A 26,001-nucleotide genomic window follows, 5' to 3' on the forward strand; every position below is an offset into this window, starting at 1 on the left:
GGAAGGCAAACCCTCAGAGATATAAACACTTTTTAATCCCATAAAAAGAAAAATATCTCAACACAAGAGGAAAACGCCTTCCAACAAAAACACCGAACAACCACTCACACACCAACGGAACTACTGGTGTTCCTTTGTGGTGAAAGAGAAGATATAATATCACCAGGAATTAAGGGAACATTACTTAGTGATAGTTCAAATATTCATAGCAGATAGATACCTTTTTGTCAAAGGAATAAGCCCGGGCCTTACATCAGAACAGTAAAAAAAAATTTCCGGGCTTGGTTAGATCTGAAAATTTTACAAAAATCAGTTGCCTCAACAAATCTCTTTTCACAGCACTTTCTCAAGCTCTTCTATCATATCCTCGAACGTGAACTTTTCAGGCACCACATCGACGCGGATGCCGTTCTTTATCAGGAAGTCCGCCGTCGGGTTACCTATCACGGCCACTTTTTTCGAGTTGATAGCAGCCTTCAGTTCATTAAGCATGCCCATGGACTCACCCATCATCAGCAGGCTCTTTGCTGTCATAGTGCTGGTGAACGTGAAAGCGTCTATATCGCCCGATATTGCCTCTCGGACAAATCCTTCCTGCTCCCTGCCGCTCAGCGGGACGATGTCATAGATTATCGTCTCTTTTACGATGGCGCCTTTCTCGGTCAGGCCGGTTATAAGTATAGGGTTGCCCTGGTTGCTGCGAAGCACTTCTACCTTTTTTCCCGCAAGATGAAAGCAGAACTCTTTTACGATCCCCTCGCTTGAAAAAGTGGAAGGCATACGGTCAGCCTTAATGCCGAATTCGGCAAGAACCTTATTGGTCTTCGGCCCTATGGCCAGCACGTCTACGGAATTAAGCTTATCAATGAACTCATTGGCGTCCCCTGCCTGTTCCATGATGAAACGCACGCCGTTCTGGCTCGTCAGGATGACTGTATCTACATCGCCGGAATTCAGCCTGCTAATAAAAGCCTCGACGCCTCCGTCCTTCCTGGGCACCATCTCCATCATCGGGACAGGGACGGGCTCCAGCCCCTTTGAGCGGAGATATTCTATCGTCGCCGGCAAGAACACTTTTGGCCTTGTGACTGCGATCTTTTTCATTTCTTACCAAGCACCCCGCTTAACCTGACGACGTCCCCGATCACTATTACGGCCGGAGCTTCTATTTTTCTTTCTGCGGCGATACTGACTATGCTGCCCAGCGTCCCCGTGGTCAGCCTCTGATCGGGCATCGTGCCCTTCTCTATTATTGCAACAGGAGTGTCAGGGGATTTTCCGCCGGATATAAGGGCATCGACGTTATCTTTCAACCGCTTTATGCCCATCAGAATTACGATAGTTCCCTGCATTTTTGCCAGGGCTTTGAAGTTTAATGCGGATTCGCCTTTAGTCGGGTCTTCATGGCCCGTGATAACCGTGAGCGAGGAAGAGTATTCCCTATGCGTCACAGGTATACCCGCATAGGCCGGGGCTGCTATGGCCGAGCTTATTCCCGGTACCACCTCGACAGAGATACTGTTCTTCAATAATTCCTCGGCCTCTTCACCGCCCCTGCCGAAGACGTAAGGGTCCCCGCCCTTTATCCTTGCGACATTATACCCGTCAATAGCGAAGTCCACGAGCATCTGGTTTATCTCTGCCTGGGGATAGGTGTGGTTATCCGCTCTTTTACCGACGTCTATCAGCTTTGCTTTTTTATTGAAAAGCTCTTTAATGCCCTCGCTGACCAGGGCGTCATAAAGAATGATGTCGGCTTCTTTTAAGATACGTTCCGCCTTTCTGGTCAATAGCTCTGGGTCTCCCGGACCCGCGCCGATCAGGTACACCTTGCCTGTTTTAGTTACACTGTTCATCGGTAACGCCTCTTAGCTCTTTCTTGGCAGCATCCACCAGCGCCTTACCGCCCGCAAGCGACAGCCGCTCGGCGATGCGAGCCGCATGCTCCTCGTATCCTTCAACCGGGATGGTATCCCTGACACGGACCTGCTGGCTTCCGTCAAGCGACAATACCTCGCATATAACGTCCAGCTCATCCCCGACCATGCACGCGTATGCGCCCATAGGGACCACACATCCGCCTTCCAGCCTCGAGATGATGATACGCTCGACCTGCGTCTCTATCCAGGTCTCCATATGGTTGAGCTTTCTGGCGGCGAAAAACGCGTCCGTGTCTTTCTTCGTCACGATGGCAATCACGCCCTGGTTGGCTGACGGCACGAATGTGTAAGGGTCAAGACGCTCCACAGGGATGCTCATGTCCAGCCTTATAAGGCCCGCCTCCGCCAGCATGATGGCATCGTATTCGCCTTCGTTCAGCTTCCTCAGGCGCGTGTCAACGTTGCCGCGGATGTTCTTTGTGAGCAAATGAGGATAATGCCTTTTTATCTGGGCTGATCTCCTTGTGCTCGAAGTGCCCACTATGGAGCCTTCGCCAAGCTCCGAGAGCTTTCTGCCGTCTCGCGTTATGACAACGTCAAGGGCGGATTCTCTGGGGAGTACTGCGGCAAGCACCAGCCCTTCGGGACGCTTTGTCGGGACGTCCTTGAGGCTGTGGACCGCAAGATCGATGTCTCCCTTTATCAGGTGATCGTCGATCTCCCTTACAAAAGCTCCAAAGCCCCCTTTGATGGCGTGAAGCGGCCTGTCGACCTGGATGTCGCCCGAGGTCTTTATAGTGGCAGGTTCTGCGTCAACGCCCGCTTCTTTTAAAAGGCGGCATACCTTTTCGGCCTGCGCCATCGCGAGTTTGCTTCCCCGGGTACCAACCCTCATTTTATGGCTCCCAGAGACTTCTTGAATGCGAACACGGTCCTCTCAAGGTCTTCCTTCGTATGTGCATATGAGAGGAAATTGGTCTCGAACTGGGACGGCGGCATGAACACGCCATTCTCCAGCATATGCCTCCAGAACTCCATGAATTTGGCTTTGTCGCATTTGAGCGCGTCCGTATAGTTCTCGGGCTGCGGGCCGAAGAATATCTGGAACATGGACGATATGCCAGAGACCGTATAATCGAGCTTCATGGACCTTACGACGTCCGTCAGCGACTGCCACATGGCCTTGCCCATCTCGTTGACCTTATGATGGACCCTTTCCCTTTCAAGGAAATCCACCATTGCCATGCCGGCAGTCAGCGACATGGGATTGCCGTTGTACGTTCCGGCCTGGTAGACGCCTCCGTTCGGAGCGACCGTCTCCATGATGTCGCGCCTTCCGCCGAACACGCCTATTGGCAGGCCGCCTCCGGCGATCTTTCCGAGCGTCGTAAGATCCGGATCTATCCCGTAGTATCCCTGAGCTCCGAACATGTTGATCCTGAAGCCGGTTATGACCTCGTCGAAAATGAGCAGCGTGTCGTACTCGCGTGTTATGTTCCTCACGGCCTTTAAGTACCCGTCCTTCGGGAGTATGGGGCCCATGTTGCCCATGACCGGCTCCATGATGACACATGCGATCTCATCCTTATGCGCGGACAGTACCTCTTCCATGGCGAGCACGTCGTTGTAAGGCACCTGAAGGGTATTTTTTGCAATGTCTACCGGGACTCCTAGAGAGTCGGGCACCCCTATGGTGCTGGCACCTGAACCTGCCTTTACGAGCACCGCGTCGTGGGCTCCGTGGAAGCCGCCTTCGATCTTCACTATCTTGTCCCTTCCCGTGAAGCCTCTTGCCGCCCTTATAGCGCCCATCGTCGCTTCCGTCCCGGTATTTACGAACCTCATGACGTTCATGCTCGGATAGTACATCCTTATTTTTTTGGCGTACTGTATCTCGGTCTCGGAAGGAGTTCCGTATAGCCAGCCTTTTTCAAGCTGGGATCTTATGGCCTCCATAATGTAGGGGTGGGCATGCCCGAGTATTAGAGGGCCGTAGCCGAGGCAATAATCTATGAGCTCGTTACCGTCAACGTCTGTGATATGGCTTCCTTTAGCCGACCTGGTATAAAATGGAAAAGGCTTGATAGCCCTTACGGGGCTTGATACCCCGCCGGGGAAAAGTCCCTGTGCTTCTTCGAACATCGATCTTGAAAGGTCTTGCTTCATAACTGTCACCTATTGCTAAATGTTCTTTGATGTCAATAAACTGGCATATTAATGCGAAAGATACTCTGCCGGATTAACAAACTTTATGCTTCCGGCATTATAGCATCTTCGCAAGGTCTTTCGCAAAGTATGTGATTATCATGTCCGCACCGGCGCGCTTCATGGAAAGCAGGGTCTCGCGGACGACTTTGTTCTCGTCGAGCCACCCGTTCGATGCGGCAGCTTTTATCATTGCGTACTCGCCGCTTACGTTATATGCCGCTACAGGCACCCTGAACTCTGACTTGACGCGGTAGATGATGTCGAGGTAAGACAGCGCGGGCTTTACCATAATTATGTCAGCCCCCTCCTCGATGTCCATCCTTACCTCCCGCATAGCCTCGTCGGAATTCGCGGCATCCATCTGGTATGTCTGCCTGTCGAACATGGAAAATCCCGAGTCGGCCGCGTCCCTGAACGGTCCGTACATGGAGGAAGCGTACTTTGCGGCATATGACATGAGGATAGTATCCTTATACCCGAAAAAGTCGAGCTCGCTCCGGATCGCGTTGACCATCCCGTCCATCATGCCCGAAGGAGCGACTATGTCGGCGCCGGCCTTTGCGTGGTTGACCGCGACGCGGGCGATCAGGTCCAGCGTCTCGTCGTTATTGACCGTCTCTTTTTCCATGTCAAGAGGACCGCAATGGCCATGTGTAGTATATTCGCAGAGGCATACGTCGGTAATTACTAAAAGGTCCCGGTTCTTTTTCTTTATCGCCTTTACCGCTGTCTCGATCACATTTCCCGGAGCGCAGGCCTCGCTCCCGGTATCGTCCTTACGTGACGGTATGCCGAATAATATGACGGCGGGGATCCCCATGCTTTCTATTATGTCCGCCTCTTCTCCGACGTCCTTGAGCGGGATTCGCTCGACGCCGGGCATCGACTTTACGGGAACTCTTGTCTCGATGGTCTCATCGATAAAGATCGGACAGATCAGGTCCTTTATGTCAAGGGAGAATTCTTTTACCATCTCCCGGATGACCTTATTCTGTCTTAACCGCCTTGGCCTTGTTATAGGATAGTTCATTTATTTCCTCCGTGTCGATATCAAATAGCGTCATAGCAGCCTTTATCCGGTCCTCGTCCCCTTTCTCGGCCGCCAGCCTCAGCTGCCTTGTCGGGCTTGCCAGTATCTTATTCGTTAGCGAGAACGAAAAGTCGCATAATATCTCCATCTGTTTTTCGGTCAGCCCGCCGCTGGAGATGAGCTTTGAGACCGCCCTGTTAAGCTCAGCCATACGCAGGTCGTCAGTCCTCTTGTACAGATCGCTGATGAGCCTGTCCGCCTGATGCCGTTTATATTCCCGTTTTAGCAGGACGAACTCCTCTTTGATTATTACCTCGACCTGGGCGATCTCGCAGTGTCGTTTTTCAAGGTTGGCGTCGCTGATCCGCCTAAGGCTGTCGATGTTATGAAGCTGGACGACCTCAAAGTCGGACACAGTCTCTTCGACGTTCCTCGGGTTCGTTATATCGATGATCAATAATTTTTTATTCCCGCGCTCATTTATTTTTTCCTCGAGCATCCTTTTGGTTATTACAAGATGCGGCGCTGCAGTCGCGCATATGATGACGTCCGCGGGGATAAGATAGTCACTTATGTCGTCAAGCTTTACCGCGATGCCTCCGAGCTGGCCTGCCAGTTCTTCCGCATGCTTGAAAGTGCGGTTCGCGACATATATGGCCTTAAGCTTTTTCTCTGCAAGGGCGTTAGCTACGAGGGTTCCCATCTCCCCGGCGCCCACTACAAGTATGACCTTATCGTCCAGAGACCCCAGGATGTCTTCGGCAAGATCGACAGCCGCAGAGCCTATCGACACCGAGCCTTTGTTAATACGGGTGTCCTGCCGGGCTCGTTTTCCGACGCTGATCGCCTTCAGGATCGCGGTCGAAAGTGTCGGACCCATTGCACCGTGCTTTTGTGATAGTAAAAATGATGTTTTAAGCTGCCCCAGTATCTGGTCTTCCCCGATTATCATGGAATCGATGCCGCACGCCAGCCTCAGCAGATGGTACAGTGAGTCGTCGTCCAGGAAGAACCTGAAGGTCTTGAAAGGCATGCCTTCTTCTATAGTGAAGCTCTTTAATGCATCAGGATCGTCCGCCACCGCGTAAACTTCGACCCTGTTACAGGTCTGTAACACCATTGCCTCGCTTACGCCTGGCAAAGATATGAGCTTACGTATGGTACTGTCGACGTCCTTGAACCTTACGCGCTCAATTTCGTCCACACTTGCCCAATGATGGTTTGCGGACATACTGGAGATGAAGGGCATGGAATCACTTTTTTTCGTTTAATAATATCATTTGGTAACAAATCTGTATAAAATCATAGCACTGATATTCAATATAGTTTACGCAAGGGATTGGAATGTATAGTAATATATTAGTGAGCTATCGATCTGTGCGTTTATGCTTAAGTCCGCCCGGATCTTAACGATCCCTTTATAAGTTCCATTGCCATATCCAGGGCCTTATCGTAAGAAACGCTTAACGCATCCCAGATCTCACGGTCCTCCAGTATTTTCCAGAGTAGCCTTTCACGCTCTTTTTGGTCGGGGACCATACTTTTTAAAGACTCCCTGACGGAGTCCTGCAGCCTTACCATGGCCGCATGATCTTCATTTATCACATCTTCGAGAGTCTCTCTGATATACCGGGACATACCCGGGCTTTTGCCGCCCGTAGATATTCCTATCGTAATATCCCCCCTCGTAAGTACTGACGGCACTATGATGCCTGACTCCCCTGTCGCGTTATTCACCATCACGCCCGACTTCTCTGCGATATTCTTAATATCATCGTTCAGGGCCTTATCGCTGGTAGCGGCTATCACCAGGAACGCGCCTCCTATGATCCCCGGGACATCTTCCGGTACGATGGATCGACGCTCTAGCTTTATGATGCCGTCCTGGCCCATCTTTTCCAGTCCTTGAGTGAAATGAGCGCTGATCACACGGACATTCCCTGCGCTGAATAGCCTGGCCTTTCTCTCGCCCACTCCGCCCCCTCCGAAGACGATGATATTGCGCCCTTCGAGGTCTATGAAAAGAGGTATTATCGTTCCCATACTGATACCTTCTACAGGCCGGTCTGAGGCCCGTTATATTCTGTCCTGTTCATCGTGTTCTGGTAATATTTCGCGAAGATATAGGATATGGCCGAGCATATGATGAACACCGCCCACGGTATCGTGACGAAAAGCGCCATTGACAGGCCGCCGAGGACGACCATTGACGCAGAGGCTATGATGGCTATGAGATAGCCTAAGGGGTTCTTCGAGATAAGGGCGACGATCTCATGAGGCGCCACTGCTACCTTAATGCTCCCTGTGTTCGCAAAGATGACCCATGAGGCAAAGAACACGACGCCGAAAACGCTGGACAATATGACCAGCGTCAGTATCATTATCGCCGTGCTGATCCATGCAAGATACCCTATTCCAAGGTACTGGAAAGCAAGTACCGGTATAGCGGGCACCATGGCGAGAAGGCCGTATATCGCCGCGTATATTAAAAAGATGATCGTCATCCTTATGCCGTTCACGAAAATATCGCCGATACCGTCCCAGTCAGGGAGTACCCCGTTACCCCGTATGATCTCCCGGATACAGCGCGTCATATATCCGAGGAAGAACGGCAGGCCGATTATCAACAGGGATAATGTTAGAACGATGCCCCCGATAAGCAAGGAGCCCATATTGGAGAAAGCATACCGGATCGAGGAGACCACGGTCTCAAGGAAGTCATCGTTCTTTACCATTATAATTATCCTTATAGCTATTATCGTAAAATATATTTTACCTGTAAAGCTTAAATGTCATTTTCGAGATTTATTCATATTCTTTTTAATCCTATTTAGCGCAAACGATACATATTAGTAAAGCCTACGAGAGCGTGAATGAGCGCTTTTAAAACTCCTGCGGAGAGATTTTTACGCGACCTTATAGCAATTCCATCCATTACAGGCTATGAAGGACAGATGAAGGACCTGCTCGAGTTCGCTTTTAAAGAGATCGGCCTTGAAGTATGTTCTCAGCATGTGGATTCTGACAGGTACAATATAATCGGAAAGCTGGGAGAAGGCCCTATCAGGCTAATGCTCACCACCCATATGGACGTGATCCCTGCCCTGGACGAGTCAAAATGGCAAACACCCCCTTTTAAAGCGGTTAAGGATAATGACAGGATATACGGCAGAGGCTCCACCGATGCCAAAGGCTCCCTGGCAGCAATGATGGAAGCCGTGCAGAGGGTGAAAGCCTCGGGAAAAAAGCTTAACGGCTCGATAGCGATCGCGGCCGTGGTCGAAGAAGAGACGGGCACTTCGCTCGGGTCAAAAAAGCTCATTGAGGAGTTCAAGCCGGAGTCGGTCATAGTAGGCGAGCCTACCGGACTGGATGTCGCGATCACCCACAAAGGCGCTATAAGGCCTGTGATAACCGTGCATGGAAAAGCGGCCCATGGTTCAAGCCCGCGCCGCGGCGTCAACGCCATCTCGCTGATGGGGAAAGCCCTTAACATGCTGGATTCTTACGGTCAGAGGATAAGCAAGAACGTTGATCCTATGCTGGGCAGGTCCTCGTTCGAGATAACGATGATCCATGGCGGCGAGCGCATCAATGTCATACCTGAAAGATGTAATTTATACATAGACAGGCGCCTGGTATCCAGCGAGACCATAGATGGCGCGTTCGGAGACCTAAAAAAGCTGGTCAATAAGATCAGTAAACGGTTAAGGACAAACATGGAGATCGAACTGCTATGCGCTTATCCCCCTTCAAAGGTAGACGAGAGAGAGCAAATAGTAAAGACCGCTCTTGACGTCCTTTCGAAAAATGGTTTACGCAGAACCCCCGTAGGTTTCCCGGCGGGGTGCGATATGTGGGTTTTCAGGTCCGTCGGCATACCGACAATAGTGTTCGGCCCGGGCAGCCTGAAACAAGCCCATGTGATCGGCGAATATATAGACGTAAAAGAGCTCGGGCTCGCCGTTGACGTTTATGAGGGCATAGCATATTCCCTGCTGTGTTAAAGCATCAGTCTCCGGCGTAATTACCAGACGGCCCGAATTTTCGCACTATTTTCTTATATGAGAGACTATATGTCCAAGTTCCGGTATTATAAGGTCTTTTACGGCCAGCCTTGCAGCGTTCGGGGATCCGGGGATACAGAATACCACTCTGTCCTCAACGACCCCTGCCATGGCCCTGGTAAGCACGCTTGCGGTGCCGATCTCCTCATAGCTTTTTATCCTAAAAAGCTCGCCGAACCCGGGTATTACTTTTTGGAGCATAGGAGTTATGGCCTCTATCGTGACGTCGCTTGCCGTCAGGCCGGTACCGCCGCATACGATCACTGCATCGGCGCCGGAATCTTTGAACATCTCCATGACCGTGCTTTCGATCATTAAACGGTCGTCCGAAAGAAGCCTGTACAGGACTTTATGCCCTGCACCCTTAAGGGCATCCAGAATGATCTTGCCCGATTCATCCTCGCATTTTTCCGGTGAGTCAGAGTCGCCGTATTTATCATAGCGTGATGTGCTTACGGTCAAGACGCCGCAAGTATATGATTTCCCCTTAGATCCTTCCTTATGTTTCTCATGAGAAGCGTTTCCCAGGATATCACCCCAAAAATTTCATCTGTATGAATATATGATTGGTATACGCTGTTTTAAAACCAGCGGTATGTATGCCTAAAATATATTATAAAATAAGTATAATATATATGTTATTGATTGCCCGGCCGATAACTGATCCATAAAAAAATTGTTGGTTTGTCTGATATATTAAGGACAAATATCAATGTATTTACATGCGGCCGGCCTATGGCAGCGCTTTCCCCTTCAACAGGGACATATCAAGCTCCATTCCGCCGAGCGTCGCATATACCCCGAGGGCGCGAAGACAGTCATTTAATGCATTATGGCCTGCGAGCCCCTTTATCTCAGGATAAATTACTGAAGAGACGTAATGGTCCAGCTTTGCAAATTTTCTGGGCTGCATCTCTACCCAGTTCAGGGCAGGCTTTTTTAAGCCCGACAGCTTGAATGTCCTCCTTATAAAATATTTATCGAACTCATGGTTCCATGCTCCCGCATACTGGAAACCGTAGCGCTCCCGCATGCCCAGGAAGATCTCACAGACCTCGGCAGGGGACGGGGCTTTCTCTATTTCCTCGCTCCTGATGCCGTGTATCATGTACGTGTCCTCGGCGCGGGAAGGGTCCGGGATGCATATGAGGGAGTACATGCTGTCCAGACATTTTATATTCCTGGTATCCACGTCCACGTCCGCGATCACCATGCCCAGGCTTATGGCATGATCATCATGGCAGGGACATCCCCTGTTGAATATCCCGAGCCCTGTGGTCTCTGTATCGATAACGCTTAAAATTACCATTATTATGCACCTGGCGACTGATGGATAATAGATTGCTTAATAGTTTATTAATCATTATGTTTTTAGTCTCGAAAACGATCATGGCAGGTCAACCAGGATCCGGCCTCTTCGCATCTTTTATCCATAATTTCGGACCTTTTACGGGATGAAATTATTTTTAATTATGCCATAATCTATTTGTTAGCAGGCAATATATGGATATGAGCATGATCCCTAAGACCAGTGAAGCCCAGGAACTCTATTTTAAAAAGCTGGAAAACGAGTTCCTGAAATGCCGGGATATAGCCAATAAAGCCCGTGCGCAGGGATATGACCCCGCGCTACAGTCAGAGGTACCTTCGGCCACGGACCTGGCGGAGAGGGTTGAAGTATTGATGGGTGTCGAAGGACTTGCAGTCCATATAAGGTTCTGCGAAGAGAAGATGTCCAGGGAAGAGGCCTCGCTTCAGGTGGCCGCGGACATTGCGGCCGGTCTTGTGGGTAAGTTCGATAAAAAAGTGGACGCCATACAGTGTGCGATACGCACAGCGGTCGCGGTTCTGACCGAAGGCGTGGTCGCGGCGCCGCTGGAAGGCATCTCACAGGTATCGCTCGGAAAAAACGACGACGGTACTGATTATATCAAGGTCTATTTTGCGGGCCCCATAAGAAGCGCAGGGGGTACGGCAGAAGCGCTGGCAGTGCTTGCGGCGGACTATGTCAGGCGTAAAGTGGGTTTGGCCCCGTATAAGCCCAGGGATATCGAGGTGGAGCGCTATGTCGAGGAGATAATGCTATACAAGTCCATAGCCAGCCTGCAGTATACCCCGACTGACGACGAGATACGGCTTATAGTTAGAAACTGCCCCATATGTATCGACGGCGAGCCCACCGAGCAGGAGGAGGTCCAGGGATACAGGAACCTCGAAAGGATAGAGACGAACAGAGTAAGGGGCGGCATAGCGCTGGTCATAGCGGAAGGCATCATACTTAAAGCTCCGAAGGTCAAGAAGCACGTCGATAAGTTAAAGTTTGACGGGTGGGAGTTCCTTGATAAGATCATCGCCGGCTCGAAGCCCGCGGCCAGCGAGGGAAGCAAGGAAGATGAGAAAAAGATCAAGCCCAAGGATAAGTTTCTGGCGGACCTGATCGCTGGCAGGCCCGTATTCGGGCATCCGTCGAGGCCGGGCGGGTTCAGGCTAAGGTATGGGCGTTCAAGGAATACCGGTTTCGCGACGGCCGGTATCCATCCCGCATCCATGATCATTATGGATGATTTCATCGCGACCGGCACCCAGCTAAAGGTGGAGAGGCCGGGCAAGGCTGCAGCCATGGTGCCTGTGGACAGCCTTGAAGGGCCGACAGTAAAGCTGTTTAACGGCGACGTAGTATACGTGGACGATGTAAAGTCCGCTATCGCCATTAGGAACGACATCACAGAAATACTAGACAACGGCGAGATCATATTGAACTATGGCGATTTTCTTGAGAACAATCACACGTTCGTGCCGTCACCATACGTTGAAGAATGGTGGTCGCAGGACCTGGCTTTAAAGACCGCTGAAAAAGTTGAGATAAAAACCGCGAAAGACGCGTTCGAAATTTCGGAAAAGTACGACGTTCCGCTGCATCCTGAGTATACATACATGTGGCATGACATCACCACCGAAGATGTCGTATATCTTTCAAAATACATTAGCAAGAACGGCAGGATCGAGGAGGGACAGCTCATATTACCGCTCGAGCCTCGTTCAAAACGTATCCTGGAATTACTTCTCATCATTCAAAAGGTCAGGGATGAAAAGGTCATCATTCCCCCGGACTATACATATACGCTGACAAGGTGCCTTGGCCTGGACACGGACCTTTCGGTAAAAGATAAAAGCCCCTATGACAGCCTTGACGCTCATCCGTGGAATGCGGTATCGACGCTGAGCGGCGTCACCGTCATGGAAAGGGCGCCGGCGAGGATAGGGGCAAGGATGGGCAGGCCGGAAAAAAGTAAGCTCAGGGAGATGAAGCCCCCGGTGCATGTACTTTTCCCTGTCGGGGATGCGGGAGGCACAAGGAGGTCGCTGCTGGATGCCAGTTCCTATAGCAAATCTTTAAGCGATAAGATCGGCGAGATCGAGGTCGAGATGGGTAAGCGCAGATGCCCGGATTGCGGGGCTATCACCATTAAGAACATATGTGACTGCGGAGCCCATACGGTGCCGTATTACGGGTGCCCCGACTGTAAGATAGAGGGATTAAAGACAGAGACGTGCCCCCGGTGCGGCAAGCCCACAACGTCTAACGTGATGCAAAAAGTGAATATAAAGGCGTTATATGCAAAGGCCCTCAAAGACCTGGGGGAGAGGGAAAATTTCGACATCCTGAAAGGCGTACAGGGACTTATATCTAAAGAGAAGACGCCCGAGCCGCTTGAAAAAGGCATACTGAGGGCAAAGCATGACGTGTACGTGTTCAAGGACGGTACCATCAGGTATGACCTTAGCGACGTTCCCATCACCCATTTTATCCCGAGAGAGGTCGGGCTCACGGTCGAGAAGGTGAAAGGGCTGGGCTATGATAAGGACATCTATGGAGAGCCCATAACATCACCTGAACAGGTCATAGAGCTAAGGGTCCAGGACATAATATTATCCCACGACTGCTCCTCATATCTCATAAAAGTGTGCGCGTTCATCGATGATCTTCTGGAGAAGTTCTACCACCTGCCCGCGTATTACAACGTGAGCAGCGAAGATGATCTTATAGGCCAGCTCGTAATAGGGCTTGCCCCGCATACTTCGGCAGGCGTGCTCGGGAGGATACTGGGCTTTACGAACGCGTCCGCAGGATACGCGCACCCGTTCTTCCACGCGGCAAAAAGAAGGAACTGTGACGGTGACGAGGATTGCGTCATGATGCTCCTCGACGGTCTCATAAATTTCTCATTATCTTACCTTCCGGACCGCAGGGGAGGGAAGATGGACGCCCCGCTTGTGCTTTCCATGAGGATAGACCCCAAGGAGATCGATAAAGAGTCACACAACATAGACGTAATGGCCCGCTATCCCAGAGAGTTCTATCTGGCAACCAGGGACTTCAAATCCCCGAAGGATGTGGAAAAGATAATAGACCTTGTCTCAAAGAGGCTCGGGACTCCTGCACAGTACGAAGGCTTCATGTTCACGCACGGCACAAGCGACATTGCCGCAGGCCCTGCAAACTCAGCCTACAAGACGTTAGGCACAATGGAAGATAAGCTAAAAGCACAGCTGGAACTTGGACGCCGCCTCAGGGCTGTCGACGAGAAGGACGTTGCCGAGAGAGTTATAAACTCCCACTTCCTCCCGGACCTGATAGGTAACCTGAGAGCCTTTTCCACCCAGCAGATGAGATGCGTTAAGTGCGGAGCGAAGTTCAGAAGGCCGCCGCTCACCGGTACGTGCCCGAAGTGTAAGGGCGGCAGGATAATACTGACGGTGCATGAGGGGGCTGTGACCAAGTACATGGAAGTGTCCCTGTCCATAGCGAGAGAATACGGCGTGCCGAAATATACCATACAGAGGCTGGAGCTGCTGGAACTGTCCATACAAAGCCTTTTCCAGAACGATAAGTCAAAACAGATGGGGCTCGCAGACTTTATGTGAGCAATATAAGCTTAAAGGGCCTATTCCTTTAAGCCTTATGTGTATAGGGGCAATTAATAAAGTGATCAATGTATAACTAATGCCTTAACATTCGCTTATTATCCTTAATATCTCTAAGATCGGAGCTTTGTTGGCGCTTTTCCTCAGGATCCTTTGCCTTTTAAACTTTCATCCCCCTGATTTCCGTATGGAAAAGGCTTTTAAGTGCCACAACAAAAGGTATACAAGCTATAATACGTTATAAGGGCTTCACGGTAGGGAAGGCAGACTATGGAAGATAAGGAACATGGCTCCTGCGGGCCAGGGTTGAGCAGGAGATCTTTTCTGACGATGGCCGGTGCGGTAGGCGTCGGCGCGTTATTGTGCTCACATGCGCCGCAGGTCGCGGCTGCGATCGAAAATTCGTCGACAAAGCTGGTATGGCTGAAAGGCGCCGGCTGCGGAGGATGTACTGCCTCGTTCTTGAACGGCGGTAATCCAGAGATATTGTCCGCGCTCGGGAAAATAAAGCTCGACCTGGCATACCATGAAGGATTGATGGCACAGCAGGGCATCTTCGTGGAAGGGGTCGCCGAAAACACCGAAGCTTACAATTCAATATTAAAGCTCAGGAATATCATTAACAATGAAAAATACATCCTGGTAGTCGAGGGCGCCATACTCAACGGGCCTGACGGGACCGGAAAATACAGCATGATAGGAGGCAGGCCTTTCAAAGACATCTTCAAGGATGCCGCCTCCGGTGCATCAGGCATCCTTGCCGTGGGAACATGCGCGTCATTCGGAGGCATATCAAAGGCTTCGGGAAGTGACATCGACGCAAGAGGCGTGGGATACACTGGAACTTCGAGAATAAAAGGCATGCTGGGGGAGCTGGGGATCAATAATAAAGTCGTCAACGTCCCGGGCTGCCCGGCGCACCCCGACTGGATACTTTTAACCCTTGCCGATATGATCATGGATGCTGACATGGAGCTGGACATGTATCACAGGCCAAAAGCGTTTTTCGGAGACTCCTCTGTGCACGATTCATGCCCCAGAAGAGGCTATTTTGACAGGGCTGAAAGGGACACAGGATTTGCCGGAGGGAAATGTCTCTATGAGATGGGATGTAAAGGCCCGCTGGCACATGCCGACTGCCCGGTAAGGAGATGGAACGGGGGCGTGAACATGTGCACGCAGTCCGGAGGGCCCTGTATCGCCTGCGTGGAGCCTGAGTTCCCCGATGCGTTCTCGCCGTTCTTCAGCAAGGCGGAGAACAGGGAGATATTTTCCGGCATAGACGTCAATACGGGAGCGAAGATAATACTGGGAGCCTCCGTGCTGGGTGCCGGCATACACGCCATAAAGAGGCTTGCAATAGGCGAAAGCTACAGGGATGAGCTCGACTCTCGCGAAAAGAAGAAAGATGACATGAAGAGGAGGCCGTGATATGGTCAAGATCACCGTAGATCCGGTAACAAGGACATCCGGCGGTTTAAGGGTCATGATCGACCTGAACAACGGCTCTGTCATAGATGCGAAATGCTCCGGGACATCATACCGCGGAATCGAGCAGATGCTGATCGGAAGGCAGCCAATGGACTCTGTATACTTTACCCAGAGGGTTTGCGGCATGTGCAGCGCTTCGCACGCGACCGCATCGGCAAACGCTATCGAAAGCCTCTGCGAGTCCACTGCCGTGATACCAAAAGATGCGCTCATCATAAGGAACATCCTGAACGGGCTCGCATGGCTGAGGAGCCATATAGAACACCTGTATCTCATCTTTCTGCCGGACATCGCTGACCCGATGTACAGGGACATGCTGAAGACGTCCGAAGTCGGGAACAGGGTCTGGAACGAGTTCAATGGCCGGTTCGCGTCCCCGGATTATGCCTTGAGCGGCGTTGAGTCCGGGAAGGGTTACATTGAAGCCTTAAAATGTATCAAGCTCATTAGCCAGGCGGAGGCCATCCTTGGAGGAAGGTCGCCCCACATGCCGGCGATCGTTCCCGGGGGCGTCACGTGCAGGCCGACCGGGTCTGACATTTATTCTCTTAAAGAGTGTTATGAAGGCATTATGGATTTCCTGCAGCGACGCCTGCTTGGCCCGACCATCACGGTCGACGAATGGCTGAAAAACACACATGAACCTTCGTCGAACATGGATTTCCTCTGGAATAACATTAGCGACCTGACGATGGGAGAGTTCACCCCTGAAAATGGATGGGGTGACATGCAGCTATTCATGGTCTTCTGCTCGAGGATGGTCAGCAGAGATTTCCTCTCCGGTCCAGTATCAATGGACCTTGATACCATAGGCGGGTATCCCCTGTATGACCAGCTAATAGGCTTCCTGAGCTATGGGTCTTTTTACAAAGTAAAGGACAATAGCGGGAACTATAAGGATGGTTATGTGCCTCTCGACGCGGAACTATCTGATTCTTATGAGATACCTGCAGGGTTTACCCCTGGCAGCATGCAGAACATATATTCGACATCCGAAAAGCTTGACCCCAACCTTATCGTAGAGCATGTGTACAGCTCGTTCTACACGTATGGCGAGCAAAAAAGCTCAAAGTCGCCGCTGAACGGCGAGACTTCCCCCCTGACAGGGTCGAGAGACATTGACTACGGCAGCGTCAAATATAGCTTCATAAAGGCGCCGAGATACGGGAACGTGCCATGCGAGGTGGGCCCTCTGGCGAGGCTCATAAACTCAAGAGAGAAGCTTATCATCGACATCATGAAGATGCTCCACGACAAGAACATGCGCGGGACAAGGGACAGAAGCTATCCGATGACAAGCACCTATACGAGAGTGCTGTCCCGCATGCAGGAGACGCTGATAGTAGCGAAAATGCTCGGGGACTGGATAGAGAATGACCTTGGCGTTCACTCAGGCGAAAGAAAATACTATGTTCCGCTGGAGATCAGGCCGAAAAAGACCGGCTCGGGGCTGATAGAAGCTCCGAGAGGAGCTTTGGGCCACTGGCTAAAGCTTGACGGATACGGTAACATTGCCAATTATCAGATAATATCCCCCACATCCTGGAACGCATCTCCGATGGATAAGGACATGAAGTACGGGCCCATGGAGCTATCTTTACTGGGCGTGAAAACGACACCGCTGGGGAACAAGCCGGGCTCTGAGTCGAACCCTACGAGCATTTATCACGTAGTCCGGTCTTTTGATCCGTGTGTATCATGCGCTGTGCACACCATAAGAAAAAGCTGATGAGGAGAACGGATGAAAGCTACCGGCAACAGGCTGATCGTCACAAGGCATACGACCCTTGAGAGAATGTCCCATTACATCAATATCATTACGCTGACAGGCTTGATCATCTCCGGATTCACCATTTACCTGGGACTGGACTATCTGGAATTCAGCGATGCTTACGCTATACACATAATATGCGCAGCCATATTCATATCGGTCAACTGGATAGTCATGCCATATAATGCATTCGTGAGCAGGAACCTCCACAGTTACGTTTTCTGGCCGCAAGACTATAAAAGGCTTATAAAGATCATAAAGAACTTTTTTACCGGTTCTGAATATCCGCGCTACACTATCTACGATATGGGGAAAAGGCGTTTCGTCAATCGTATCCATCCCGCAGGAAAACTCTTGATATACTCTCACTATGTAGCCCTGCTCGTGGCTACTGTGACAGGAGTTGCCCTATACTCTTCAGGAGTTTCCCTGTTCGGCATAAATTTTTCCATATTTATCATAAAGCTTCTTGATATTGTGGGACCCTTAGTATCCCTTTCGGGTCTCGCGACGGCAAAGCTGCTTCACGTCGCCGCAGGTTACTGGTTTGTCATAGAGATCATATTGCATGCAGGCATGATACAGCTTGACTCCAGGAAGCTACAGCATATCAGATCGATCTTCATCGACGGTAAAGAGGACCTGGCAAGGGACGAGACCGCGGAGATCGTCAGCACTGAGGAAGAAGACCGTATACTGGAAGACAAGATCTGGAATAAATAGTGTGTTACCGGATACGGACCCTTATTGGTCCTCATCCATTATGACGGACATATCTTCCGCCCGGTTAATATTTAAAAAAGTCCTTAGATCGGGATCTATTTCTAATATCTTTTTTTCTTGTACATATACGACGTCCTTAAGGTAATTTATGGGCGACGCTATCCTTCTTTCCCCCTTTTCTATCGAGACGCGGACCGCCTCTATCATCGAGTCCCTTCGATATACCGCATGCAGAGGCTCCAAAAAGCCATTTTCCCTTACCGGTACGGCTGCGTCATGGCCCTCAGCTTCCTTGAATAAAAGGTCGATGACGGACTTATTAAGAAAAGGCATATCGCATGCGACGATCACGACATACTCCCCTTTTACCTCGTTAAGCGCCGTGTTGACTCCAGACATGGGGCCGATACCATGGATCTTATCGTAGACGAACCTTTGCCCTTTTTCTAAAAAAGGCTCCACAAGTCTTTGCTGCGGCTCATCCCTTACCGATACCAGGATTTCATCGACCACGCAGGATAGGGCTTCCATGACCCTGCTGATCATGGTTTTCCCCTTTACGACCTTGATGGATTTTTCCTCTCCGCCGAATCGGGTAGATCTGCCTCCTGCGAGAATAATGCCTGATCTCATGAGTATTAACACCGGTTGATATGACTTAAAAGTTATTGCGAATATAGTATAAAAGCGTGTCTTCAATGAACGAGGAGGAGATATATCAGCACTGATATTATGCCTCCTACGAACGTGGCGAGCAGGTTGACGCCCGCGTTCGAGAGCATCTTTTTCTTCTGGAGCGTCGCCCCGAGAAGGCTGTCGGCGTTTGTCCCGAGGAATCCCCCAAGTACGGTGACCAGTACAAGGACAGGATCTAAGGTGGTTATCATCCCCAGAGGCAGCGCGATGACAGCTATCGCAGACGACCCGAAAAGCGCCGCCGTCTCGCCCAGTAAGGAAACCGCGCCGTCGGTACCCGTTTTCACTTTTTTAAATGTCGTTATCATGCGCGGAGAGCCCTGATATGTGCTCCCGATCTCGCTTGCGAGCGTATCACCGGTCGCCGTAGCCATCGCGCCCAGGTATGCGGCTAAAAATATGGTCTTATCAATATATCCAATATAGGGCATCTCAGTATTACCGAGTACGCCATATGCGACAACGAAGATCAACGGCGCAAGACAGTTCCCGAAAGCGTTCTTATAGCCTCTGGAGCCCTGGTTTGACTCTGCTGCGCCGAGAGATTTCTTATAGGCATATTTGTACTTGGTAAACAACGCGCCAAGGAAGAAGAAAACCAGGAAAAGTAAAAACCAGGTTATCCCTCCGAAAACGATGATGAGCACCCCTATAAGCACTCCGCTCAAGGCACCCGAAAGGTCCGCGGCGTTGAGCTTGAAGGATATTATGCCAATGACCAGCGGGAACGTTACGGCGACGACTATCGCCGCCGGGCTGGGTATGGTCGTGTACGTGAACGACGAGAATAGCCACATTGCCATGCCTGCCCCCAGAGGGACGGCGATATTCTCCTCATCCACTATCGTATAAAGTAATGCCCCGGTGACTGTGCCTATCACGGCAAGGAAGAACATGAAATCGAGCGAGTCTATGCCGGCCTGTATGCCGACGTCGCTGTTGGTTATGACCCAGCTTCCGAACAGGAAAGCGAAGATCGTACCGAGTATCAGGAGCGTGACGCTCCAGAAAATTGCCTTGTTCTCGGATACCAGCATGTTCACGATAGCGGCCGTGCCTTCCCCGAAAGCGACCGTGCCTATCGTAGCGGCCAGTATGAATACAGGAAAATCAAGCGCCACGACAAGGATTGCCAGAAGCAGCAGCGCGAAGCTGAACTTTAAAGGGCCCAGAAGCACTCCGGCCTCTCTGTCTCTTTCGGATGCAAGCGCTTTAAATAGAAACGAGTCCTTAGGCATATAGACTATGGCAATAGCCCCCAGGAATATGCCCAGCACGATAAGCCATTCAGGCATGAACGGGAATAAGAGAGCCAGAAGCCCGAGCGATATATAGGCTGATTGGCGCTTTACCTCATAGCCTAATGTGTGCTTGCTCTCTGAGCTCAGACTCGGATACATAGTTGACAACTATATACTACCGATACAAAAAATACTTTACTCTATAAACGCATTAAAAGATTACAATGGTCGTAAGACAGATAGCTTACAGGATATACGAAAAATCATTGATCAAAGGCATCACAGGCAGCGCTGTACCAAGATGTATTGCGTTAGTCATATCCGACGGGGACCTTGTCGATAACAGGTCGGTCATTAAGCTATTGAACTTTATAGAGTGGTGTTGCGAGCTCGGTGTCAGGGAAGTATCGGTGTATATCAGCATCACTTTCACGCAGCCGGGAACGTCGGGCAGGAATAAGCTGATCGACTGCGTATACGGGTTGTTCCAGAACGCAGGCTTCCCGGGAAATATAGTTGCTGACGGCTCCATAAACCAGATCAAAGGAGATAAGCCTTGCACGGTGACCATATCCATCGGTTATGGCGGAAAGCATGAGCTGACGAATGCGATGAGGGATATAATGAAAGAGGTAAAGTCCGGTAAGATCAGGCCCGAAGAGATAAACGAAAAGGTCGTCGAGGACCACCTCATATTTAAATGCGAACCCGACCTGTTCATCAGGACAGGTGAGGCGAGACTTACCGATTTCCTGTTATGGCAGGCCGTGTATTCGGAACTATATTTTACCGATGTAAACTGGGAAGACTTTAGAAAGATCGACCTGCTCAGGGCGATCAGGGATTACCAGTACAGGCAGCGAAGGTTCGGGGCCTGAACTGATCTTTATCAAGAGGCTTAAAATTGATAACTGAGGCTGACGTACATTTTCCGGACATACCGTTTAAAAAGACTGCCATACTGACGCTTATAGGGCTTATCATATACTTCGGATACCTTTACGTAGTGGGCTTTGAAAGCGTGGAGACCGCCCTGTTATCGGTAAACTACTGGTATATCGGCCTTGCATGCCTGGCGGCCATAGCCGCAAACGTTTTCCATGCCGCGGGATGGTGGATCTTTCTTAAAGACCTGAAATATAAGATATCACTGTTCGACTCTTTCCTGATCTACATGTCGGCGACGTTTTTCGTCAACCTCATACCCTCTGCAGCCATAAGCGGCGAGGTCGCGAAGATATATTTTGTACAGAAGATGACCCCGGATACGAGGTTTGACAGGACACTCGCGGCAGGCCTGCTGAGCAGGCTGCTCGAGATAGTGCCCGTAGCCCTTGGTACTCTCATCGGCGTTGGCTATCTTGCCTGGAACTATGATATTCCCTTTTGGGTCCTGGCATTTTGCGTGTTCATAGCCGGGACGGTGAGCCTTGCCGCCATTACGATACTTATCATCTCGTTCAACAGCGAGCTGCTGATGAGCATATTCAAAAGCATATACATGTTCTTGCACAGGATATTCAAGAGCAAGGACCTTGACAATAGATTATTGAAGATGAACGCGATAATCCAGCAGTTTGACGTCAGCATAAGGCTGCTTACAAGAAGCAAGTCCCTGATCCTTAAATCGCTGTGCCACATATTCATGGCGTTCGTGCTGGACGTATATATCGCCTTTATCGCGTTCAAGGCGATAGGCTATCCCGTCTCAATGGGCATCATCATAACGATATTCTCGATAATGATGATACTGCAGATGCTCCCGACTTTCTTGCCGGGAGGCGTAGGCCTGGTGGACATTATCATGACCCTGCTGTACCTGTCCATGGGTGTCCCGGAGGTGAATGCCGCGGGAGCGACCATCCTCATAAGATTCGTGACCTTATGGTTCCTTACAGCGGCCGGCGGATTGGTGACATTGCATTTATCCAGAAGGTTAGAAAAAGACCAGTTGATGAATTCCGGCAATAAATTTGAACGGCCGTCGTGAATTTTAAAACATAAAATTTTGCCTAACGTTATATACTCATAAATTAATTCTAGATTATGAACGACTTTGTGCCGGTGAAAGTGAGAGGAGTATATTTCGTTAGCACGATAACCGGACCTCAGGCAGTAGTTTTTTTATCGGACAATGATGAAAAAATGGTCCCGATATATATCGGTCCCGCTGAAGCAATATCTATAGATATAGCCCTGCGAAAGGAGACAACACCGCGGCCGATGACTCACGACCTGGTCAAGTCTATAATGGATGGCTTCGGGATCGGCATCAACAAGATAATCATCGACGACCTGGACGAGCAGGTGTTCTATGCGAGGCTGATGCTGAAGGACACCGATAAAGAGATAGAGATAGACGCCAGGCCAAGCGATTGCATTGCCCTTGCAGTCCGCTCGGATGCCAGCATATTCATCGAGAGAGAGATACTCGATAAGGTGGCCATAAACCGTAAGGACATAGAGGCTGCGGGCAACATAGAGGACCTTTTAGAGTAAAGACCTTAGAAGTCTGTTCTTTTATTCATTATTTTTGTACGGCGTTCAATATCTTATATGGCCATTATAATGGCTATCCGGCACCCTGCACGTGGAGGTAATGCATTGAAAATGCACAATATCCTCGTACGGCAGGTCGGATCACACTCGGATTTTTTATGAAGCTTCTTATAATACAATATTACTTTCATTATACTGTATAAAAATACATATTTACTTATTTACAATATTATGAAACATGTTTATACCTCTTAACGTAAATAACACAGATAGTACCGTATCGCGGCCGAATATACTTATAGCAGGGGACACTGCCGGAATATTTTATCTGCTCGGTATCCTGTCCCGGTTCGAGTTCAATATATTCCTCGCAGATACAGGCGTGAAAGGCCCGGGGCCTTCCGAATTCAGGAGGGGCGGCGGAAATACGGGGCAAGACATGTCTAACGTGTATTATGATTTTTTTGGCTCGGCAGACAACATAGGGGCAGGGATCATAAGGCGCATGGACTTTGTTATCGCCACATCCTGCGGGGACTGGCCTGCCATATGGTCAAGATGCTTCCATGTGCCGTTCGTCAGCGTAGCTCATGACACGGAAGGTTCTTTGCTGGAGTTTGAGGGATTTGGCTTTATCCAGTGCCAGCCCATCGGTTCAAATAATATCAGCGATACGATATCGGGCCTGATCGTCCCTAACATAGAAGCGCCTTCGCACAGGTACAGGATAAGGGCGGTGACCAGGGTAAGGATCGAAAAGGACGGCACTGCCCATATAACATATGATAACTATAATGGCCCCGTCAGGCTTAACCCGCTCATCCCGGAGGAGACAGGCTATAGCGCATGGGACGACGTCGGAGAGATCCTTCGCCACGGGGAGATAATGTCGATAGACGTCTTTAACATGAAGACGATAATGGCAGAAGGTGATGAGCATAACAGGCTAAAGATGATAGAGGCGGGAGTGCCCGAACTTCACGTGATCAAGCTCGAGTCCCCTAAAAAGACAAGATATGTGGAATTGACAGGAGATCTTGTGAGAGTCTTTGACGGAATATTTTAGTTTGACCGGAGCGCACTGGCAAGCTCGACTATCCTGTCCAGGACCGCGTCCACACCCTTTCCGGTGACGGACGATATTGGAAAGACATCATCATAGCCTCCGGCATCCTCCCTGACCTTTTCGACAGATGCCCCCGGAAGGTCTGATTTATTGGCCAGGACTATACAGGGGATGCCGCTCCCCCTTAATTCTGACAGTACCCTCTTTTCGAACTCCGTCATGCCGCGCGTGGAATCCACTACGACCAGGCCGGCGTTCAGTCCGAAAGCGACGACCTCCCGGGCGACCTCGAATCGTTCCTGCCCGGGCGTTCCATAGACATATAGTTTATAGCCCTTATGATACCTTATGCCCATGTCAAGGGCTACAGTGGTCGTACCGTCATGGTTTCTTGCTTCAGTAAGAAGAGGATCTGGATCTATGCGCTTGATGAAAGATGTCTTGCCGGAGTGGTATGAGCCGAAAGCGACCACCTTGACGCGACGCTGGTTATCGTGAACGTTGATCCGGTTTGAATGCTCGAGAATCATTTAGAGACCTGGTAATTTTGTTTATACTCCCGGGTAGTTATATTTTCTTCTCTCAGGGCAGTAGCGGCGATTTTTTTATAAATTTAAGTGCAATATACTGAATTTAGTGTCGACGCCAACAAGTTAATATAGTCAGGACAGGTATTTTATGGACATGAGCTATTCAGGCAGGATCGGAACATCCGAGCTAATCGATTTATTGCTGTCGTTCATAGTGCTCACCATCGCGTTCTCGATGGGAAGGTCTTACGGGATCAGCGGGCTCAACGCCGAGATCTTCATCATATGCGCCATAGGCGTCGGCACCGGTTTTCTTCTCCACGAGCTTGCGCATAAGTTCATGGCACAGAGATACGGATACTGGGCGGAATACAAAGCCAGCCCTATGGGCCTGATAATCGCGGTCGCCCTGGCAGTCATGACAGGGTTCGTATTCGCCGCGCCAGGGGCCGTACACATACGCAAGACTGGCTATTCTGCGCCGCAATCCACTTACTCATATTCCGACGATAACTACTGGGACCAGTTCGATAATAAGCCCGGTAAGGAAGAAGGCAGGATAGCGATGGCCGGGCCCATAACGAACATCATCCTCGCGTTGCTGTTCTTCGTATTGCTGAAAGGGGAACTACTGACCAGCATGCTGATGGTACAGGCTGCCTTTTACGGCATGTACATAAACCTGTTCCTGGCCGCGTTCAATATGATACCGGTAGATCCGCTGGACGGCGCAAAAGTGTTCAGGTCGAACCCCCTTGTGTGGGTGATCATAGCGGTACCGTCGATACTGGCGACGCTGGCGTTCATGACAGGCCTTATCTACGTGATATTCTAAAAGTTAAGAGGAGCATCCATCAGCTCCATTCTTTTTAATATTGCTGATATCTTCACTGGAAAATATTCTTTATCTCAATGACAGAATGATAATTTAATGAAGTCAACGCTTCATAAAAATCTTGTATTAAATAAAATACAAAAGTAGTGTTCAGTAAGCTCTTTTTAACGCTCATCGCGCGAAGAAGATCATATGAACTTCGCCAGGAACATGCTCATCTCGAACAATATGATAAGCACGATACCGACTATCAACTGGGACAGCATTGTAGGATCGGGCGATACAAGCACGGCGAAAGCGAATAGTATCCCATAGACTGCAAGCCTGCCGTTCGCGAGTGTCTTTCTTTTTACTATGTCCATTTTTATAGACATCAATATTACCAGCGGCACCTGGAAAACGACACCGAATCCTACCATAAAGTTGGTGACGATGGTAAAGGTCTCTTTCATAGAAAGTTCGGGGGATGCTATGGCGGAGCCCGAACTCAGTATCATGTCAAAGAACAGCGGGAGCGTTATAAAATACGCTACCAGCGCGCCCGCGACGAATAGTGCCAGCGAGAACGGGAATACGGCGAGGATAAAGCGTTTTTCGTTCCGGTACAGGCCGGGGGCCATGAACTTGAAAGTCTCGTAGACAAGCAGCGGGAATCCTATCGTCACTGCCGCGATGAACGATACGATTATCCTGACCTTTATCAGTTCCATGGGCTCGTACACGGTCATTTTAACGTATGGCGGCATTATATGCGTCCAGACCGTCTCCATTAAGTTCCCGGAGACAGGGTAGGCCAGGACCATTAAAAATATGGTGACCGCTAGCACGATCACTATCCTGTTGCGCAGTTCCCTCAGGTGTTCCGATAACGGTAATTCCTGATCGCCGGGGGGTATGGAAATTTTCTCTCCCATGGATGACAAAACCAGATTGTGGCACTGAATATAAAAATTTGCTGAATAAGACAGTAATGCTTTGAGAGCATAGTATCCTTTTCATATGATTTTTTATTTTATCACATGGATAATGCCGACCCCG

24 protein-coding genes are annotated in these 26,001 nt (G+C 50.0%); 10 read left to right on the forward strand and 14 right to left on the reverse strand.

The window, feature by feature from the left end; all coding sequences use genetic code 11:
* Positions 1–333: 333 nt before the first annotated feature.
* From CUJ83_RS14875 to CUJ83_RS14910, 8 genes are all read right to left on the reverse strand, one after another.
* Positions 334–1,104, reverse strand: a complete 771-nt coding sequence (locus CUJ83_RS14875) for a uroporphyrinogen-III synthase (RefSeq protein WP_230743246.1) — start codon at positions 1,102–1,104, stop codon at positions 334–336.
* A complete protein-coding gene (cobA, locus tag CUJ83_RS14880; protein WP_230743247.1) occupies positions 1,101–1,856 on the reverse strand; it encodes a uroporphyrinogen-III C-methyltransferase in 756 nt (251 codons plus the stop codon). Before cobA ends, CUJ83_RS14875 begins: the two co-directional genes overlap by 4 nt.
* Complete coding sequence (hemC, locus tag CUJ83_RS14885; RefSeq protein WP_230743248.1) at positions 1,840–2,775, reverse strand: hydroxymethylbilane synthase; 936 nt, start codon at positions 2,773–2,775, stop codon at positions 1,840–1,842. Before hemC ends, cobA begins: the two co-directional genes overlap by 17 nt.
* Positions 2,772–4,046, reverse strand: a complete 1,275-nt coding sequence (gene hemL / locus CUJ83_RS14890) for a glutamate-1-semialdehyde 2,1-aminomutase (protein WP_230743249.1) — start codon at positions 4,044–4,046, stop codon at positions 2,772–2,774. Before hemL ends, hemC begins: the two co-directional genes overlap by 4 nt.
* Before the next feature lie 97 nt (positions 4,047–4,143).
* Positions 4,144–5,118 carry a porphobilinogen synthase gene (hemB, locus tag CUJ83_RS14895; RefSeq protein ID WP_230743250.1) on the reverse strand — a complete coding sequence of 325 codons (975 nt, stop codon included), beginning with the start codon at positions 5,116–5,118 and terminating at the stop codon, positions 4,144–4,146.
* A complete protein-coding gene (hemA, locus tag CUJ83_RS14900; protein ID WP_255668610.1) occupies positions 5,075–6,367 on the reverse strand; it encodes a glutamyl-tRNA reductase in 1,293 nt (430 codons plus the stop codon). The genes hemB and hemA overlap by 44 nt, the downstream gene beginning before the upstream one ends.
* A gap of 140 nt (positions 6,368–6,507) precedes the next feature.
* Positions 6,508–7,161: a precorrin-2 dehydrogenase/sirohydrochlorin ferrochelatase family protein gene (locus tag CUJ83_RS14905; RefSeq protein WP_230743252.1), complete on the reverse strand. Its 654-nt coding sequence runs from the start codon at positions 7,159–7,161 to the stop codon at positions 6,508–6,510.
* A gap of 11 nt (positions 7,162–7,172) precedes the next feature.
* Entirely contained in the window at positions 7,173–7,853 is a 681-nt protein-coding gene (locus tag CUJ83_RS14910) for a DUF4013 domain-containing protein (RefSeq protein ID WP_230743253.1), read from the reverse strand.
* Positions 7,854–7,991: 138 nt separating this feature from the next.
* Here CUJ83_RS14910 and CUJ83_RS14915 point away from each other — a divergent pair, with 138 nt between their 5' ends.
* The gene (locus CUJ83_RS14915) at positions 7,992–9,125 is read left to right on the forward strand and encodes a M20 family metallopeptidase (RefSeq protein ID WP_230743254.1); all 1,134 of its coding nucleotides are present in this window, start codon (positions 7,992–7,994) and stop codon (positions 9,123–9,125) included.
* Between the two features lie 45 nt (positions 9,126–9,170).
* Here the strand turns inward: CUJ83_RS14915 and CUJ83_RS14920 are convergent, their stop codons facing one another.
* Positions 9,171–9,713 carry a MogA/MoaB family molybdenum cofactor biosynthesis protein gene (locus CUJ83_RS14920; RefSeq protein WP_255668611.1) on the reverse strand — a complete coding sequence of 181 codons (543 nt, stop codon included), beginning with the start codon at positions 9,711–9,713 and terminating at the stop codon, positions 9,171–9,173.
* Between the two features lie 205 nt (positions 9,714–9,918).
* The gene (locus tag CUJ83_RS14925) at positions 9,919–10,494 is read right to left on the reverse strand and encodes a 3'-5' exonuclease (RefSeq protein WP_230743256.1); all 576 of its coding nucleotides are present in this window, start codon (positions 10,492–10,494) and stop codon (positions 9,919–9,921) included.
* 206 nt (positions 10,495–10,700) lie between these two features.
* Here CUJ83_RS14925 and CUJ83_RS14930 point away from each other — a divergent pair, with 206 nt between their 5' ends.
* From CUJ83_RS14930 to CUJ83_RS14945, 4 genes are all read left to right on the forward strand, one after another.
* Positions 10,701–14,111 carry a DNA polymerase II large subunit gene (locus CUJ83_RS14930; protein WP_439651974.1) on the forward strand — a complete coding sequence of 1,137 codons (3,411 nt, stop codon included), beginning with the start codon at positions 10,701–10,703 and terminating at the stop codon, positions 14,109–14,111.
* A gap of 270 nt (positions 14,112–14,381) precedes the next feature.
* Positions 14,382–15,542, forward strand: a complete 1,161-nt coding sequence (locus tag CUJ83_RS14935; protein ID WP_230743259.1) for a hydrogenase small subunit — start codon at positions 14,382–14,384, stop codon at positions 15,540–15,542.
* Position 15,543: 1 nt separating this feature from the next.
* Entirely contained in the window at positions 15,544–17,331 is a 1,788-nt protein-coding gene (locus CUJ83_RS14940; protein WP_230743260.1) for a nickel-dependent hydrogenase large subunit, read from the forward strand.
* A 12-nt stretch (positions 17,332–17,343) separates the two neighbouring features.
* Positions 17,344–18,096, forward strand: coding sequence for a cytochrome b/b6 domain-containing protein (locus tag CUJ83_RS14945; RefSeq protein ID WP_230743261.1), 753 nt, complete (start codon positions 17,344–17,346; stop codon positions 18,094–18,096).
* 21 nt (positions 18,097–18,117) lie between these two features.
* On the opposite strand, the gene CUJ83_RS14950 is transcribed toward CUJ83_RS14945, so the two are convergent.
* A complete protein-coding gene (locus CUJ83_RS14950) occupies positions 18,118–18,729 on the reverse strand; it encodes a molybdenum cofactor guanylyltransferase (protein WP_230743262.1) in 612 nt (203 codons plus the stop codon).
* Between the two features lie 62 nt (positions 18,730–18,791).
* The gene (locus tag CUJ83_RS14955) at positions 18,792–20,192 is read right to left on the reverse strand and encodes a TIGR00297 family protein (RefSeq protein WP_230743263.1); all 1,401 of its coding nucleotides are present in this window, start codon (positions 20,190–20,192) and stop codon (positions 18,792–18,794) included.
* Between the two features lie 65 nt (positions 20,193–20,257).
* Between CUJ83_RS14955 and uppS the strand changes: the two genes are divergently transcribed.
* The 4 genes from uppS (at position 20,258) to CUJ83_RS14975 (ending at position 23,598) form a co-directional block, all read left to right on the forward strand.
* Positions 20,258–20,911, forward strand: a complete 654-nt coding sequence (gene uppS, locus CUJ83_RS14960) for a polyprenyl diphosphate synthase (RefSeq protein WP_230743265.1) — start codon at positions 20,258–20,260, stop codon at positions 20,909–20,911.
* 26 nt (positions 20,912–20,937) lie between these two features.
* Entirely contained in the window at positions 20,938–22,023 is a 1,086-nt protein-coding gene (locus tag CUJ83_RS14965) for a lysylphosphatidylglycerol synthase transmembrane domain-containing protein (RefSeq protein ID WP_230743266.1), read from the forward strand.
* Positions 22,024–22,079: 56 nt separating this feature from the next.
* Positions 22,080–22,532: a bifunctional nuclease family protein gene (locus CUJ83_RS14970; protein WP_230743267.1), complete on the forward strand. Its 453-nt coding sequence runs from the start codon at positions 22,080–22,082 to the stop codon at positions 22,530–22,532.
* A 238-nt stretch (positions 22,533–22,770) separates the two neighbouring features.
* On the forward strand, positions 22,771–23,598 hold the full coding sequence (locus tag CUJ83_RS14975; protein ID WP_230743268.1) for a hypothetical protein: 828 nt from the start codon (positions 22,771–22,773) through the stop codon (positions 23,596–23,598).
* Here the strand turns inward: CUJ83_RS14975 and CUJ83_RS14980 are convergent.
* Entirely contained in the window at positions 23,595–24,128 is a 534-nt protein-coding gene (locus tag CUJ83_RS14980; protein ID WP_230743269.1) for a GTP-binding protein, read from the reverse strand. The two genes, CUJ83_RS14975 and CUJ83_RS14980, sit on opposite strands and share 4 nt — an antisense overlap.
* A 148-nt stretch (positions 24,129–24,276) precedes the next feature.
* Between CUJ83_RS14980 and CUJ83_RS14985 the strand changes: the two genes are divergently transcribed.
* On the forward strand, positions 24,277–24,963 hold the full coding sequence (locus CUJ83_RS14985) for a site-2 protease family protein (protein ID WP_230743271.1): 687 nt from the start codon (positions 24,277–24,279) through the stop codon (positions 24,961–24,963).
* 188 nt (positions 24,964–25,151) lie between these two features.
* On the opposite strand, the gene tatC is transcribed toward CUJ83_RS14985, so the two are convergent.
* The gene (gene tatC / locus CUJ83_RS14990) at positions 25,152–25,877 is read right to left on the reverse strand and encodes a twin-arginine translocase subunit TatC (RefSeq protein ID WP_230743273.1); all 726 of its coding nucleotides are present in this window, start codon (positions 25,875–25,877) and stop codon (positions 25,152–25,154) included.
* Positions 25,878–26,001: the final 124 nt, after the last annotated feature.

This window comes from Methanooceanicella nereidis (genome assembly GCF_021023085.1).
Classification (GTDB): domain Archaea; phylum Halobacteriota; class Methanocellia; order Methanocellales; family Methanocellaceae; genus Methanooceanicella; species Methanooceanicella nereidis.

Bases quoted from the DNA above. Each gene is read 5' to 3' on its own strand.
- CUJ83_RS14910 (WP_230743253.1), bottom strand. From the start codon at position 7,853: ATGGTAAAGAACGATGACTTCCTTGAGACCGTGGTCTCCTCGATCCGG.
- CUJ83_RS14940 (WP_230743260.1), top strand. From the start codon at position 15,544: ATGGTCAAGATCACCGTAGATCCGGTAACAAGGACATCCGGCGGTTTA.
- uppS (WP_230743265.1), top strand. From the start codon at position 20,258: ATGGTCGTAAGACAGATAGCTTACAGGATATACGAAAAATCATTGATC.
- hemA (WP_255668610.1), bottom strand. From the start codon at position 6,367: ATGCCCTTCATCTCCAGTATGTCCGCAAACCATCATTGGGCAAGTGTG.
- CUJ83_RS14985 (WP_230743271.1), top strand. From the start codon at position 24,277: ATGGACATGAGCTATTCAGGCAGGATCGGAACATCCGAGCTAATCGAT.
- CUJ83_RS14925 (WP_230743256.1), bottom strand. From the start codon at position 10,494: ATGGTAATTTTAAGCGTTATCGATACAGAGACCACAGGGCTCGGGATA.
- CUJ83_RS14950 (WP_230743262.1), bottom strand. From the start codon at position 18,729: ATGAGATCAGGCATTATTCTCGCAGGAGGCAGATCTACCCGATTCGGC.
- hemB (WP_230743250.1), bottom strand. From the start codon at position 5,118: ATGAACTATCCTATAACAAGGCCAAGGCGGTTAAGACAGAATAAGGTC.
- CUJ83_RS14975 (WP_230743268.1), top strand. From the start codon at position 22,771: ATGTTTATACCTCTTAACGTAAATAACACAGATAGTACCGTATCGCGG.
- cobA (WP_230743247.1), bottom strand. From the start codon at position 1,856: ATGAACAGTGTAACTAAAACAGGCAAGGTGTACCTGATCGGCGCGGGT.
- CUJ83_RS14930 (WP_439651974.1), top strand. From the start codon at position 10,701: ATGATCCCTAAGACCAGTGAAGCCCAGGAACTCTATTTTAAAAAGCTG.
- tatC (WP_230743273.1), bottom strand. From the start codon at position 25,877: ATGGGAGAGAAAATTTCCATACCCCCCGGCGATCAGGAATTACCGTTA.
- CUJ83_RS14945 (WP_230743261.1), top strand. From the start codon at position 17,344: ATGAAAGCTACCGGCAACAGGCTGATCGTCACAAGGCATACGACCCTT.
- hemL (WP_230743249.1), bottom strand. From the start codon at position 4,046: ATGAAGCAAGACCTTTCAAGATCGATGTTCGAAGAAGCACAGGGACTT.
- CUJ83_RS14905 (WP_230743252.1), bottom strand. From the start codon at position 7,161: ATGGGAACGATAATACCTCTTTTCATAGACCTCGAAGGGCGCAATATC.
- CUJ83_RS14935 (WP_230743259.1), top strand. From the start codon at position 14,382: ATGGAAGATAAGGAACATGGCTCCTGCGGGCCAGGGTTGAGCAGGAGA.
- CUJ83_RS14915 (WP_230743254.1), top strand. From the start codon at position 7,992: ATGAGCGCTTTTAAAACTCCTGCGGAGAGATTTTTACGCGACCTTATA.
- CUJ83_RS14980 (WP_230743269.1), bottom strand. From the start codon at position 24,128: ATGATTCTCGAGCATTCAAACCGGATCAACGTTCACGATAACCAGCGT.
- CUJ83_RS14955 (WP_230743263.1), bottom strand. From the start codon at position 20,192: ATGTATCCGAGTCTGAGCTCAGAGAGCAAGCACACATTAGGCTATGAG.
- CUJ83_RS14875 (WP_230743246.1), bottom strand. From the start codon at position 1,104: ATGAAAAAGATCGCAGTCACAAGGCCAAAAGTGTTCTTGCCGGCGACG.
- CUJ83_RS14970 (WP_230743267.1), top strand. From the start codon at position 22,080: ATGAACGACTTTGTGCCGGTGAAAGTGAGAGGAGTATATTTCGTTAGC.
- hemC (WP_230743248.1), bottom strand. From the start codon at position 2,775: ATGAGGGTTGGTACCCGGGGAAGCAAACTCGCGATGGCGCAGGCCGAA.